General features: G+C 69.5%; 14 protein-coding genes. 8 read left to right on the top strand and 6 right to left on the bottom strand.

Annotation, left to right across the window (positions count from 1 at the left end; translation table 11 throughout):
* Positions 1-79: 79 nt before the first annotated feature.
* Both GQF42_RS15580 and GQF42_RS15585 read left to right on the top strand, forming a co-directional pair.
* Positions 80-304, top strand: coding sequence for a hypothetical protein (locus GQF42_RS15580; RefSeq protein WP_158920296.1), 225 nt, complete (start codon positions 80-82; stop codon positions 302-304).
* A gap of 198 nt (positions 305-502) precedes the next feature.
* Positions 503-940, top strand: coding sequence for a hypothetical protein (locus tag GQF42_RS15585; RefSeq protein WP_158920298.1), 438 nt, complete (start codon positions 503-505; stop codon positions 938-940).
* On the opposite strand, the gene GQF42_RS15590 is transcribed toward GQF42_RS15585, so the two are convergent.
* Positions 921-1,517 (bottom strand): TetR family transcriptional regulator, encoded by a 597-nt coding sequence (locus GQF42_RS15590; RefSeq protein ID WP_158920300.1) that lies wholly within the window; start codon positions 1,515-1,517, stop codon positions 921-923. The genes GQF42_RS15585 and GQF42_RS15590 overlap by 20 nt on opposite strands.
* A 26-nt stretch (positions 1,518-1,543) precedes the next feature.
* Complete coding sequence (locus GQF42_RS15595; RefSeq protein WP_158920302.1) at positions 1,544-2,554, bottom strand: aldo/keto reductase; 1,011 nt, start codon at positions 2,552-2,554, stop codon at positions 1,544-1,546.
* A gap of 179 nt (positions 2,555-2,733) precedes the next feature.
* Here GQF42_RS15595 and GQF42_RS15600 point away from each other — a divergent pair, with 179 nt between their 5' ends.
* A complete protein-coding gene (locus GQF42_RS15600; RefSeq protein ID WP_158920304.1) occupies positions 2,734-3,777 on the top strand; it encodes a chitinase in 1,044 nt (347 codons plus the stop codon).
* A gap of 56 nt (positions 3,778-3,833) precedes the next feature.
* Here GQF42_RS15600 and GQF42_RS15605 read toward each other — a convergent pair whose 3' ends face one another.
* The gene (locus GQF42_RS15605) at positions 3,834-5,216 is read right to left on the bottom strand and encodes a glycine--tRNA ligase (RefSeq protein ID WP_158920306.1); all 1,383 of its coding nucleotides are present in this window, start codon (positions 5,214-5,216) and stop codon (positions 3,834-3,836) included.
* A gap of 196 nt (positions 5,217-5,412) precedes the next feature.
* Between GQF42_RS15605 and GQF42_RS15610 the strand changes: the two genes are divergently transcribed.
* The 4 genes from GQF42_RS15610 (at position 5,413) to GQF42_RS15625 (ending at position 8,590) form a co-directional block, all read left to right on the top strand.
* Positions 5,413-6,372 carry a metal ABC transporter substrate-binding protein gene (locus GQF42_RS15610; RefSeq protein ID WP_158920308.1) on the top strand — a complete coding sequence of 320 codons (960 nt, stop codon included), beginning with the start codon at positions 5,413-5,415 and terminating at the stop codon, positions 6,370-6,372.
* A 20-nt stretch (positions 6,373-6,392) separates the two neighbouring features.
* Entirely contained in the window at positions 6,393-7,196 is an 804-nt protein-coding gene (locus GQF42_RS15615) for a metal ABC transporter ATP-binding protein (RefSeq protein ID WP_199272696.1), read from the top strand.
* The gene (locus GQF42_RS15620; RefSeq protein WP_158920310.1) at positions 7,196-8,110 is read left to right on the top strand and encodes a metal ABC transporter permease; all 915 of its coding nucleotides are present in this window, start codon (positions 7,196-7,198) and stop codon (positions 8,108-8,110) included. Before GQF42_RS15615 ends, GQF42_RS15620 begins: the two co-directional genes overlap by 1 nt.
* 63 nt (positions 8,111-8,173) lie before the next feature.
* Positions 8,174-8,590, top strand: a complete 417-nt coding sequence (locus GQF42_RS15625) for a Fur family transcriptional regulator (protein WP_158920312.1) — start codon at positions 8,174-8,176, stop codon at positions 8,588-8,590.
* A 284-nt stretch (positions 8,591-8,874) separates the two neighbouring features.
* On the opposite strand, the gene GQF42_RS15630 is transcribed toward GQF42_RS15625, so the two are convergent.
* From GQF42_RS15630 to recO, 3 genes are read right to left on the bottom strand one after another with little or no spacing between them, the layout of a single operon-like run.
* On the bottom strand, positions 8,875-10,218 hold the full coding sequence (locus tag GQF42_RS15630) for a histidine-type phosphatase (RefSeq protein ID WP_158920314.1): 1,344 nt from the start codon (positions 10,216-10,218) through the stop codon (positions 8,875-8,877).
* 39 nt (positions 10,219-10,257) lie between these two features.
* Positions 10,258-11,109: an isoprenyl transferase gene (locus GQF42_RS15635; protein WP_158920316.1), complete on the bottom strand. Its 852-nt coding sequence runs from the start codon at positions 11,107-11,109 to the stop codon at positions 10,258-10,260.
* A 24-nt stretch (positions 11,110-11,133) separates the two neighbouring features.
* Positions 11,134-11,883: a DNA repair protein RecO gene (gene recO / locus GQF42_RS15640; protein WP_158920318.1), complete on the bottom strand. Its 750-nt coding sequence runs from the start codon at positions 11,881-11,883 to the stop codon at positions 11,134-11,136.
* Between the two features lie 318 nt (positions 11,884-12,201).
* Between recO and GQF42_RS15645 the strand changes: the two genes are divergently transcribed.
* Positions 12,202-13,836 (top strand): ABC transporter substrate-binding protein, encoded by a 1,635-nt coding sequence (locus GQF42_RS15645; RefSeq protein ID WP_233273357.1) that lies wholly within the window; start codon positions 12,202-12,204, stop codon positions 13,834-13,836.
* Position 13,837 lies beyond the last annotated feature (1 nt).

Genomic DNA, 13,837 nt, shown 5'->3' on the forward strand with positions numbered 1-13,837 from the left:
CCCGTGAACCCCTCCCTGTTGATGTTGGTCTTGCTGCACACTCCCTCCGGTCGAGGTGTGTCGGCGCGCGGGAGGCGTGATGGTGCAGGGCAGCAGTACGAGCAAGGTCAGCCGCTGGGACCGGCACGGCCGGGAGCACATCGTCCGGGTGGAGCGCACCGGGGTGCAGCGCGTGATCAGATGCGACACCTGCGGCTGGCGCAGGAGCGCCCAGTTCCTGCCGTGGCTGAAGGCGGAGGAGCATCTGGCCGAGGCCCACCAGGCGACGGTCGACCCGGCGGGGAGCGGACAGCCGTCCGTCTGAAGCGGGGCCGGGGACGGGAGCGACGTCCTGGGTCCCGCCTGTCCCACTATCGGCCATCCGGGTGAGAAGCCCGCGGTCCGCACCCGGTTGACCTGCGGCCTTGCACCTTCGCCGGGTTGCTCGGCCCTGTCTCGAGTGGCCGCCTCCCAGCAGTGGGTTCAGCCTGGGATAGGTCCAATCGAGCGACAGGAGACGAACATGACCTCGGTATTCCGCCATCGCTACGGCCGTGCACTGGGTACCGGCGTACTGACTGTGGCGCTGCTGTCCGGCGGGACGGCCGGAGCCTTCGCCGCCAGTAGCACCCCCTCCCCCAAGTCCTCCCCCACAACCAAGTCCCCCATGGACACGGTGGCCTCGATCACCGCCACGGCGAAGCCGACGTCGGTCAAGGCCGGAAAGACCGTACTCGTCACCGGACGCACCAAGGGCCTCAAGGTTGGCTCCCCACTGGTGCTCCAGCGCGAGAAGAACGGCAAGTGGGTTCCCCTCAGCGCCACCGGCAAGGTGAAGACGGGCAGCTCGTACGCGATCTCCACCAAGCCCAGCACCAAGGGCACGGAGAAGCTGCGGGTCGCGAGCGCAACCAAGTCCGGCAAGGTGTACTCGCCCACCGTCACGGTGACGGTGACCTGAGTCCCCTCACCAGCAGGTCCACCACAGCCGTGAACTCCTCGTCGACACCGGGTCGGATCCAGTCCCGGGCGTAACAGGGGTCGTGGAAACGGCCGGTGGCCTGGAAGACGGCACGCGCCGCGGCGGCCGGGTCGGGTACCGGGAAGGTACCCGACCCGGCCCCTGCCGTGATGATCCGGGTCAGCTGCCCGGTCAGGTCGGCGATGTGCTCGTCGACCACCGCGACGCTCTCGTCGACCAGCACCGTGTACGTCGCGAACAGCTCGGGATCGTCGCCCGCCTTGTGTCTCTTGGCGTCGAACAGCGCCGCGAGCCACGCCCGCAGTCGCTCCTCGGGACTTCCGGGGGAGTCCACGATCCCGGCGAGCCGCTGCGAGGTCCGGTCCAGCCAGCGCTTGGTGACCGCCTCGCGCAGCGCCGCCTTGGTGCGGAAATGCCGGTAGACACTGCCGTGGCTGACGCCGAGCGCACGGGCCACGTCGACCACGGTGGCCTTGGCCGGGCCGTGCCGGCGCAGCACCTCCTCGGTGGCTTCGAGGATGCGCTCGGCGGTCAGGATCTCACTGGTCGGTGCCATGTCGTAGACCGTACCCGGCGCCCGGTTCAGCGCTCGCTGTCGAGGTGCGCCATCTGCGCCGACGGGTAGCGGTCACCGGCCGCCGCGTCGGCCGGCACGGCCTCCTCGATCGCCGCCAGGTCGGCCGCGTCCAGGGTGACGTCGAGCGCGCCGAGCGACTCGCCCAGCCGCTCGCGGGTGCGGGCGCCGATCAGCGGCACGATGTCCTCGCCACGGGAGAGCACCCAGGCGATGGCGGCCTGGGCGACCGTCGCGCCCTTCTGCTCGGCGATCTTGCGCAGCGCCTCGACCAGGTTCAGGTTGTGCTGGAGGTTCTCGCCCTGGAACCTGGGCGAGTGGGCACGGAAGTCGCTCGCGGCCAGCTGCCGGTCCCGGGTGAAGTGACCGGAGATCAGGCCGCGGGAGAGCACGCCGTACGCGGTGACCGCGATGCCCAGCTCGCGGGTGGTCGGCAGGATCTCCTGCTCGATGCCCCGGCTGATCAGCGAGTACTCGATCTGGAGGTCGGAGATCGGGGCGATGGCGGCGGCCCGCCGGATCGTGTCGGCGCCGACCTCGCTGAGGCCGACGTGCCGCACGTACCCCTTCTCGATCAGTTCGGAGATCGCGCCGACGGTCTCCTCGATCGGCACGTCCGGGTCGAGGCGGGCGATCCGGTAGACGTCGATGTGGTCGACGCCGAGGCGCTGCAGGGAGTAGGAAGCGAAGTTCTTCACGGCGGCCGGGCGGCCGTCGTAGCCGGCCCAGTTGCCCTCCGGGTCGCGCAGGGCGCCGAACTTCACGCTGGTCAGGGCCTGCTCACGCAGGGCGGACGGGGCCTTGCGCAGGGCCTCGCCGATCAGCATCTCGTTGTGCCCCATGGCGTAGAAGTCGCCGGTGTCCAGGAGCGTGACGCCCGCCTCGAGGGCGGCGTGGATGGTCGCGACGGACTCCGCGCGGTCGGCGTCGCCGTAGAGCGCGGACATGCCCATGCAGCCGAGGCCGACGGCGGAGACAGCAGGACCGGTGGTTCCGAGGTTTCGGGTGTGCATCGTCATGCCGTTCACTGTGTCATGACGACTGACAGATTTCAATATCTGTCAGTCCAACTCTGTCACTCGCGGCATTGAATGGTCCAGACCTATTGACGAGAGGTCTGGACCACGTCCAAGGTCGAGGGACGAAATGTCATGGCTACGACACCTCGCCGCATCCCACCCCCACCGGGAGGCCTCGCATGCTCAGACGTCTGCTCGCCACCGCGCTCACGGCGGCCGTCCTCGTCCCGCTCGGGATCGCCACCGCCCCCACCGCCTCCGCCGCCGACACCTGCGCCGTGAAGTCCCGGCCGGCCGGAAAGGTGCTCCAGGGCTACTGGGAGAACTGGGACGGCTCCGCCAACGGCGTCCATCCGCCCTTCGGCTGGACCCCGATCACCGACTCCCGGATCCCCGCGCACGGTTACAACGTGATCAACGCGGCCTTCCCGGTGATCCGGTCCGACGGCACCGCCCTGTGGCAGGACGGCATGGACACGGGCGTGAAGGTGGCGACACCCGCGCAGATGTGCGCGGCGAAGGCCTCGGGCCAGACGATCCTGCTCTCCATCGGCGGCGCGACGGCCGGCATCGACCTCAACTCGACCACCGTGGCGGACAAGTTCGTCTCGACGATCGTGCCGATCCTCAAGCAGTACAACTTCGACGGCATCGACATCGACATCGAGACCGGCCTGACGAACAGCGGCAACATCAACCAACTGTCCACGTCCCAGGCCAACCTGATCCGCATCATCGACGGCATCCTCGCGCAGATGCCGTCGGGCTTCGGCCTGACGATGGCCCCGGAGACGGCGTACGTCACCGGCGGCAGCATCACCTACGGCTCGATCTGGGGCGCGTACCTGCCGGTCATCAAGAAGTACGCGGACAACGGCCGCCTGTGGTGGCTGAACATGCAGTACTACAACGGCAGCATGTACGGCTGCTCCGGCGACTCCTACGAGGCGGGCACGGTCGCCGGCTTCACCGCCCAGACCGACTGCCTGAACAAGGGCCTGGTGGTCCAGGGCACGACGATCAAGGTGCCGTACGACAAGCAGGTCCCGGGCCTGCCCGCCCAGCCCGGCGCGGGCGGCGGCCATATGTCACCGTCCCTCGTCTCCCAGGCCTGGCAGCACTACGGCAGCTCGCTCAAGGGCCTGATGACCTGGTCGGTCAACTGGGACGGCTCGAAGAACTGGACCTTCGGCGACAACGTGAAGGCGCTGCAGGGCCGTTGACATGCGAAAGCCGGGCAGGCCGATCACTCGGCCCGCCCGGCTTCACGACGGTGTGACTAGGCGCCGATGAGGCGCTGCGCCAGGTACCCCTCGATCTGGTCGAGAGACACGCGCTCCTGCTTCATCGAGTCACGCTCACGCACGGTCACGGCGTTGTCCTCGAGCGTGTCGAAGTCGACGGTCACGCAGTACGGCGTACCGATCTCGTCCTGGCGGCGGTAGCGGCGGCCGATGGCGCCGGCGTCGTCGAACTCGATGTTCCAGTTCTGCCGCAGCGCCTGGGCGAGGCCCTTGGCCTTCGGGGACAGCTCGGGGTTGCGGGACAGCGGGAGGACGGCCACCTTCACCGGGGCGAGGCGGTGGTCCAGGCGCAGCACCGTGCGCTTCTCCATCTTGCCCTTGGCGTTCGGCGCCTCGTCCTCGACGTAGGCGTCGAGGAGGAAGGCCAGCATGGTGCGGCCGACACCGGCCGCGGGCTCGATGACGTACGGGGTCCAGCGCTCGCCGGCCTCCTGGTCGAAGTAGGAGAGGTCCTGGCCGGAGGCCTTGGCGTGGGCGCCGAGGTCGTAGTCGGTACGGTTGGCGACACCCTCCAGCTCGCCCCACTCGCTGCCGCCGAACTGGAAGCGGTACTCGATGTCGGCGGTGCGCTTGGAGTAGTGGGAGAGCTTCTCCTTCGGGTGCTCGTACCAGCGCATGTTCTCGGTACGCAGGCCGAGGCCCGTGTACCAGTTCCAGCGCTGCTCCATCCAGTACTCCTGCCACTTCTCGTCCTCGCCCGGCTTGACGAAGAACTCCATCTCCATCTGCTCGAACTCGCGGGTGCGGAAGATGAAGTTGCCGGGCGTGATCTCGTTGCGGAAGGACTTGCCCATCTGCGCGATGCCGAAGGGCGGCTTGCGGCGCGAGGTGGTCTGCACCTGGGCGAAGTTGGTGAAGATGCCCTGGGCGGTCTCGGGGCGCAGGTACGCGACCGAGCCGGAGTCCTGGGTCGGGCCGAGGTGGGTGGAGAGCAGACCCGAGAACTGCTTGGGCTCGGTGAACTGGCCCTTGTTGCCGCAGTTCGGGCAGTTGATGTCGGCCAGGCCGTTCTCCGGGGCCCTGCCCTTCTTCTCCTCGTACGCCTCTTCCAGGTGGTCGGCGCGGAACCGCTTGTGACACGCGGTGCACTCGGTCAGCGGGTCCGTGAAGGTGGCGACGTGGCCGGACGCGACCCAGACCTCGGAGGCCAGGATGACGGACGAGTCGATACCGACCACGTCCTCGCGCGACGTCACCATGTAGCGCCACCACTGACGCTTGATGTTCTCCTTGAGCTCGACACCCAGCGGTCCGTAGTCCCAGGCGGCACGCTGTCCGCCGTAGATCTCACTGCACGGGAAAACGAAGCCACGGCGCTTGCTCAGGCTGACGATGGTGTCGATCTTGTCGGCGGCCACGGTGCTCTCTTCATTACGACGACGGGCGTTGAAGCGAGATGCTTCCAGCGAATGATTCAGGTTACCGGCGCAGGATCCCCCTCGGCCAAATCGGCCCCCTCCCCGGCCCCCTCCCCGGACCCCTCCCGGGGCTTCTCACCTGGCCCTCACCCTGGCTTGTTGACAACGGTTTCCATGTTTGTTGAAAATGACTGTCATGAACGTACGACGACGCCTCATACCCGCCGCCGCGGTCGCCGCGGTCGCCGCTCTCGGTATCGGCACGCTGTCCGCCTGCTCCAGCGACACGGCGAAGGCGGCGAACACCGGCAGGTTCGACGTCGTCACGTCCTTCTACCCCATGGCCTTCCTGGCCGAGCAGATCGGGGGCGGGCACGTCCACGTCACCAGTCTCACCTCCCCCGGCCAGGAACCCCACGACCTGGAGATCAGCCCCAAGCAGATCGCGCTGCTCCAGGACTCCGACGCCGTGCTGTACCTGAAGAACCTCCAGCCCTCCGTCGACGACGCGGTGGCCCAGTCCCCGGTGCGGACGAAGGTCGACGCGGCCTCCCTGACCACGCTGGAGAAGCACGGAAACGAGGTCGGCGGGCACGCGGCCGCCCACGACGCCTCCAAGAACGAGGAGTCGGCGGGCCTCGACCCGCACATCTGGCTCGACCCGGTGCGCTACGCCCAGGTCGCCCAGGGCGTCGGCAAGGCCTTCGAGAAGGCCGACCCCAAGAACGCCGCCGACTACAGGAAGAACACCGCGAACCTGGTCCAGCGCCTGAACGACCTGGACCAGCGGTTCAAGAACGGTCTGGCGCACACGAGGACCAAGGTCTTCATCACCACCCACGCCGCCTTCGGCTACCTCGCCGAGCGCTACGGCCTGACCGAGGAGGCCATCAACGGCCTCGACCCGGAGTCGGAGCCCAGCGCCGCGCGCGTGAAGGACCTCGAGACGATGGCCAGGGCCGACGGCGTCTCCACCGTCTTCTACGAGACGCTCGTCAGCGACAAGACCGCCAAGACCATCGCGGGTGACGCGGGCATGAAGACCGACGTCCTCGACCCGATCGAGGGCATCACCGCCAAGTCCCGGGGCAAGGACTACTTCTCCGTCCAGGAGGCCAACCTCAAGGCCCTCCAGCAGGCGCTGGGCGCCAAGTGACCGGCAGGGAGGGCAGGATCATGGAAGAGCCCGTCATAGCCCTGCGCGGGGTGAGCGCCGAACTCGGCGCGCGTCCCGTGCTGCGCGGCATCGATCTCACCGTCGGCCGCGGCGAGGTCGTCGCGCTGCTCGGCGCGAACGGCTCGGGCAAGTCCACCGCGATCCGCACGCTCATCGGCCAGGTGCCGGCGAGCGGCGGCACGATCGAGCTGTTCGGCACCCCGCGCCGCGCCTTTCGCGCGTGGGCTCGGGTGGGCTACGTACCGCAGCGCACGACGGCCGCCGGCGGGGTCCCGGCGACGGTCACCGAGATCGTCTCCTCGGGCCGGCTGTCGCGCACCCGCTTCGGCGTCTTCCGCAGGGCCGACCGGGAGGCCGTGCACCGGGCCCTGGAGCTGGTCGGCATGGCGGACCGCGCCAGGGACTCGGTCAACGCCCTGTCCGGCGGTCAGCACCAGCGCGTCCTGATCGCGCGCGCCCTCGTCGCCGAGCCCGAACTGCTGATCATGGACGAGCCGATGGCGGGCGTCGACCTGGCCAGCCAGGAGATCCTCGCGCGCACCCTGAAGCAGCAGGTCGAGGCTGGTACGACGGTGCTGCTCGTGCTGCACGAACTGGGCCCCCTGGAGCCCCTGATCGACCGGGCGGTCGTCCTGCGCGACGGCTGCGTGCTCCACGACGGCCCGCCGCCGCGGGCCGTGGGCCGGCACTCTCCCCCATTCTCGGCTTCGCTCGAGCGGGGGGACCCCCACCCCGGCCACGACCACGTACACCCGCACGCACCCGCGGGCACCGAACCGATCCGCACGGGACTGCTGAGCTGATGGACTTCCTCGACTACGCCTTCATGCAGCGGGCGCTGCTCGCCGCCGTCCTGGTCGGCATCACCGCCCCCGCCGTCGGCATCTACCTGGTCCAGCGCCGCCAGGCCCTGATGGGCGACGGCATCGGACACGTGGCCATGACCGGCGTCGGCCTTGGCTTCCTGCTGTCGACCTCTCCCGTCTGGATGGCGACCGCCGTCTCCGTGCTCGGCGCGGTCCTGATGGAACTGATCCGCTGGTACGGCAGGACGCGCGGCGACATCGCCCTCGCCATGCTCTTCTACGGCGGCATGGCCGGTGGCGTGATGTTCATCAACCTCGCGCCCACCGGCTCCAACGCGAACCTGACGACGTACCTGTTCGGCTCGTTGTCGACGGTGTCGCAGTCGGACGTGGTGTCGATCTGCCTGCTGGCCGCGTTCGTGGTGCTGGTCACGCTCGGCCTGCGCCGCCAGCTGTTCGCGGTCGGTCAGGACGAGGAGTTCGCGCGGGTCACGGGCCTGCCCGTACGTGCGCTGAACCTGCTGACCGCCGTGACCGCGGCGGTGACGGTCACGGTCGCGATGCGCGTGGTCGGCCTGCTGCTGGTGTCCGCACTGATGGTCGTGCCGGTCGCGGCGGCCCAGCAGCTCACCCGCAGCTTCACCGCCACGTTCGTGATCGCCGTGGCCATCGGTGTGGCCGTGACCGTCAGCGGCACGATCACGTCGTACTACCAGGACGTTCCGCCCGGTGCGACGATCGTTCTGCTGGCCATCGCCGCGTTCGTCGCGCTGACCGTGCTGGCCGCCCCGCTGGCCCGGCGACGCGCCCGCGCGGCAGCCCAGGCCGGGCCCGCCGGAGACCCGGCGGAGTACTCGATTCCGGCCACGGTTCCGGCCGCGAGAGCAGCCGGGGACGAGGTCGGCGTCTGACCGCTGCCGGTCCGGGCTGGCACAATGGCCGCCCGGGCAGAAGCAAGACGTGAGGAGACAACGGTGACGACCGCTGGACCGCCCGTGAAGGGCCGCGCGACCCGACAGCGTGCAGCCGTGGCGGCGGCCCTGAACGAGGTCGACGAGTTCCGCAGCGCGCAGGAACTGCACGACATGCTCAAGCACAAGGGCGACTCGGTCGGGCTCACCACGGTGTACCGCACCCTGCAGTCCCTCGCCGACGCCGGCGAGGTCGACGTCCTGCGCACCTCCGACGGCGAGTCCGTCTACCGCCGCTGCAGCACCGGCGAGCACCACCACCATCTGGTCTGCCGCACCTGTGGCAAGGCGGTCGAGGTGGAGGGACCGGCCGTGGAGAAGTGGGCGGAGGCCATCGCCGCCGAGCACGGCTACGTCAACGTGGCCCACACGGTGGAGATCTTCGGCACCTGCGCGGACTGCGCCTGCGGCGGGGACTGAACCCTCAGGCCCGGGTCAGGTTGCGGTCGAGGATCTCCCGCAGCCTGTCCTCGTCGGCGGGATTGCGCAGACCACGCTTGGGCAGCACGGAGAAGCAGATCGCGTTCTTGTCCTCGCTGAAGGTGGGCCACCTTGTGGATCCGCCCCGCCCGGTTGAACCGCCTGCGCTCCCGCAGCGCCCCTGCGATGTCCCCCGCGACCGGCTCGTACGCCGGCTCGACCACGCCCTGTCCGGCGTCCCGCCCCACGCCCATGACCATGAGGCGGGATCGTACGGGCCGCTTTCAGCCACGCCCGAAGCAGCGCTCCAGCTCGTCGAGGTCGTAGAACATGCTGCCCTTCGCGATCGGGTGGCAGCCCGGCCTGAAGGCCGTCTCCTTCTCGTTGTAGAGCATGCGGACGAGGTGGCGGCCGTCCTTCGCGTACACGTCCCACTGGATGTTCGCGCCGAGAGGAGCGACGTCCGCGCCCCGCCAGGGGTTGTCGGCATGGGTGTACGGCTCCCCCGGCGTCGCCGGTTTCGTGCTGCCCGGCAGGCGCATCAGCGCGGCCAGCGGGATGATCTCCTCGGCGTGGGTGAAGCGCAGCTCGGCGCCGAGGTCGCCGGTACCCGCGCGCTTGGCCTCGGCCTGCCGGAAGAAGTCGTCCAGCAGGACGTCCGCCATCTTGTACGTGATGTCGCTGTCGGCGAAGCCGGGGCCCTTCTCGTAGAAGTCCTCGACGTCGCCGAGGTAGCCGAACCAGGCCGCGTCGCTGCGGGAGATGAAGCGGCCCATGTCCCAGCCCCTGCCGTCCGGGTCCGGGCTCTCCTCGCTCATCGCGGGGGCGATGGCGTACAGGTTGTAGACGGCCTGCGCGGCGCCGACCCGGTCGGTGATCGTGTCGACGAACGGCTGCGTGAAGAGTCGGCGCAGCACGCTGCGGGCGGCCTCGTGCGTCCTCGGCTGGTCGGTGATCGACGCCAGCGTGTCCTTGAGGCGCTGGTCGTTCGCGATGTAGTCACGGTAGGCCGCGCCGCCCGCCGCCTTGTGGAAGTACAGCAGGTCCTTGTCCGTGCGGGTCGGCCCGATGAGGGGCCCCAGCTCCGGGTCGGCCGCGGCGAGCGCCCCCGTGTACTCCCCCGCGCTGTCGACGGCCCGCCCCTGCCCCGAGCTGACGACGTCGATCTTCTCGCCCCGGTCGGCGATCTGCGCGAAGAGCGACGGCAGCCGCTGCTCCATGCGCGTGGCCGTGTCCCGCATCTCCTGCCGGCCGCGCGCGCTGAGGTTGCCGTACCCGACCTTCGCCATGGCCACGGTCAGCGCGCGCACGGTCGGCCCGAACTCCTCGCCCATGGCCGTGAGTTGGCCCTCACCCCGGGCCTTGTCCCACAGTGCGAGGACCAGATCGCCGTCCGAGCTGTCCGTGGCCGAGCGGGAGCCGTGCCGGGAGACGTTCTCGGTGAAGACGGGCTCGAAGCCGGCCGGGGGCCGCTGGTAGGTGCGCGGGTTCTGCTCCGGCGCGTACGGGGCCTTCGTGCCGTAGCCCTCCCGGTGCGCGGGGCCGCCGGCCGAGGCGTGCGCCGGCAGCGCGCCGAGCATCAGCGCGCCGAGGGTGAGGACGGAGAGGACAGGAGTGGGACGTCTCATGAATCCACATCCTCGGCAGACCGGATGAACCTCCGGTGGCTACGAAGTGGCCGGGTTGCCCTTCATCGCGGCTTCCATGGCGAGCAGTTCCTCGTTCGGGACGGCCCCGCCGAAGCGCCGGTCGCGGGAGGCGAACTCGATGCAGGCCCGCCACAGGTCACGCCGGTCGAAGTCCGGCCACAGCACGTGCTGGAAGACCATCTCCGCGTAAGCGCTCTGCCAGAGCAGGTAGTTGGAGGTGCGCTGCTCGCCGCTGGGGCGCAGGAACAGGTCCACGTCCGGCATGTCGGGGTAGTACAGGTACTTCTGGATGGTCTTCTCGGTGACCTTGCCCGGGTCGAGCCGGCCCGCCGCCACGTCCTCGGCCATCGCCTTGGCCGCGTCGGCGAGTTCGGCACGGCCGCCGTAGTTCATGCAGAAGTACAGGGTGAGCAGGTCATTGTCCTTGGTCTGCTCCTGCGCGACCTGCAGCTCCTTGGCGACCGACTTCCACAGCCTGGGCATCCGCCCCACCCAGCGCACCCGGATACCGAGTTCGTCGAGCGTGTCCCTCGTCTTCCGGATGAAGTCGCGGTTGAAGTTCATCAGGAAGCGGACCTCGTCGGGCGAGCGCTTCCAGTTCTCGGTCGAGAAGGCGTACAGGGAGATGTTGCGGACGCCGACCTCGATGGAGCCCTGCAGCACGTCGAGCACCCGCTCGGCACCGACCTTGTGGCCCTCCGTGCGGGGCAGCCCCCGCTCCTTAGCCCAGCGTCCGTTGCCGTCCATGACGATGGCCACGTGGTTCGGGACCAGCTCGCCGGGGAGCTTGGGCGCGCGGGCACCCGACGGGTGCGGCGCCGGCGCCTTGTACTCGCGCCGCTGGCGCCCCAGGATCCCGCGTACCACCATGTGCCTCTCGTCTCCCTACTACCGCTAGGTCTTTTCCACGTACCGCAGCGAGCGCAGCCCGCGCTCCAGATGCCAGTGCAGGTAGGCGGACACCAGCCCGCTGCCCTCCCGGACGTACCGCGCCTCGCACGCGTCCGCCGTCCCCCAGTCTCCCGTAAGCAGAGCACCGAGCAAGACCAGGGTCTGCGGCGAGGGCACGACACTGCCGGGCACCCGGCAGTCCACGCACACGGACCCGCCCGAGGCCACGGAGAAGAACCGGTTCGGACCGGGCATTCCGCACTTCGCGCAGGCGTCGAAACTGGGCGCGTATCCGTTGACGGCGAGCGAGCGCAGCAGAAAGGCGTCGAGGACGAGGTGCGGCGCGTGCTCCCCGCGCGCGAGCGTCCGCAGCGCGCCGACGAGCAGCAGATACTGCTGCACGGCGGGCTCGCCCTCGTGATCGGTGAACCGTTCGGCGGTCTCCAGCATGGCCGTCCCGGCGGTGTACCGGGCGTAGTCGGTCACGATGCCGCCACCGTACGGCGCGATCGTCTCACTCTGTGTGCACAGCGGCAGCCCGCGCCCGACCAGTTCGCTCCCCCGCGCGAAGAACTGCACGTCGACATGGGAGAACGGCTCCAGCCGGGCCCCGAACTTGGACTTCGTCCGCCGCACCCCGCGCGCCACGGCGCGTACCCGGCCGTGACCGCGCGTGAGCAGCGTGATGATCCGGTCCGCCTCACCCAGCTTCTGGGTGCGCAGCACGATGCCGTCGTCGCGGAACAGGCTCATGCCCCCATTCTCGCGTACGAGAAAGACGTGACCGCTCACCCGGATGAAAACGGCCGGTATGCCCGGTCTCGACGGCATCCGGACCTCTTGAACCACAGGAGCCCGATCGGCGGACAGGGCCAGGATCCGGGCCCTGTCCCGACATCCGTCAGCCCGTCCGCTCGCGCCTCCCGTCCGCCATTGGCCCGACCAGTGGCGGCTACCCCATTCGCGCGCGCTGCCTTGACCGGCCCCGGGGCCGCTCTTATGGTCGCGCTACCGACCGGACGTAGGACGTCGTACCTCCCCCCTCACCTCCCCGACCTCGCTGGAGGACCCGTGCGCGACGACGTGACCCGCGAAGTGCCGGCACCGGCCCGGCGGTCGTTCCTCAAGTACAGCGGCGCGCTGGGCGCAGCCGCTGTACTGCCTCCCGTGCTGGCCGCCTGCTCCGGCGGCCCCCAGTCCACCAATGACACCGGGAGCGGCGGCAGCGGCAAGGACGCCACGCTGACGGCCGTGATCGGGTACGGCAACGACGGCAGCTGGGATCCGGCGCAGACGGCGTCGGCGTTCGCGATGGCCGCCAACAACCACATCTACGAAGGGCTGCTGGACACCGATCCGATCACCCGGGTGCCGTATCCGGCGCTCGGCACCCGGGTACCGGCCGACCCCCGTGCCACCACCTGGCGGTTCAGCCTGCGGGAAGGGGCCACCTTCCACGACGGCAGGCCCGTCACCGCCGACGACGTGGTCTTCGTCTTCGACCGGATACTGGACCCCAGGACGCCGACCCTCGCCAAGGGGTTCTTCGAGAGCTGGCTGAAGGGGGCCCGCAAGGTCGACGCCAACACCGTCGAACTCGTCCTCAAGTTCCCCTTTCCCGACGGGCTTTCGCGGCTCACCCTCGCCAAGATCATGCCCAGGCACGTGTTCTCCGAGCCGGGCGCCTGGGACAGGGCGATCACGGGGCTGGCCGTGGGCTCGGGGCCGTACCGGCAAAGCGCGCATCACCCCAAGTCGAACACGACGTTCGAGGCGTTCACCGCCTACAACGGGCCGCGTCCGCCCGCCTTCAAGCGGATGAACTGGCTGACGATCGTCGACGCGGCGCCGCGCGTCGCCAAGATCTCCGGGTCCGACGCCGGTGCGCAGATCGCCGACAACATCCCGTACGCCAACATCCCGCGGCTGGAGCAGGGCGGGCTCGAGGTCGCCGGCGGTGCGGGGATGAACAACCTGTTCCTGATGTTCAACACCGCGCGCAGACCGTTCGACGACGTGCGGGTGCGACAGGCGCTCCACTACGCCATCGACCGGCAGAAGATGGTGCAGGTCGCCCTCAAGGGGCACGGCACGCCCGCCTCCTCCTTCCTCAACGAGGCAAACCCCTCCTATCGGCGGGCCAGGACCGTCTACGACCACGACCCCGGCAGGGCGAAGGCGCTGCTGAAGGCCGCCGGGGTCAGCGGGCTGAAGGTCAACCTCCTCGCCGTGAACGTCAGTTGGATCGTGGACTGTCTGCCGACCATCAAGGCCTCCTGGGACGCCATCGGTGTCGAGACCACCCTGGCACCGCAGGAGACCACCGCCGTGTTCACGAAGATGGACCAGAAGCAGGACTACCAGGTCGTCGCCGCGGCCTCCAATCCCAACCAGTTCGGGCTCGACGCCGACCTGATCATGCATTACAACTACGGCCCCCAGAACCTCTGGATGGGGTACACGCGGTGGGCCGGCAACCCCGTCGCCCAGCAGCTCTTCGCCGCGATGGACCGGGCCACGCGCGAGCCGGACCCGGCGAAGAAGAAGACACTCGTCCAGGACTACATCGACGTCGTCGCCGAACAGGCCGTCCTCTACCCGGTCGTCCACAACGAGCTGATGACGGCGTGGGATCCGCGCAGGCTCTCGGGCATAAGGGCCCAGCCGTACCCGGGGATCAACGTGCTCCAGGCCAAGTGGGCCTGAC

The sequence above is a fragment of the Streptomyces broussonetiae genome (assembly GCF_009796285.1).
GTDB lineage: Bacteria > Actinomycetota > Actinomycetes > Streptomycetales > Streptomycetaceae > Streptomyces > Streptomyces broussonetiae.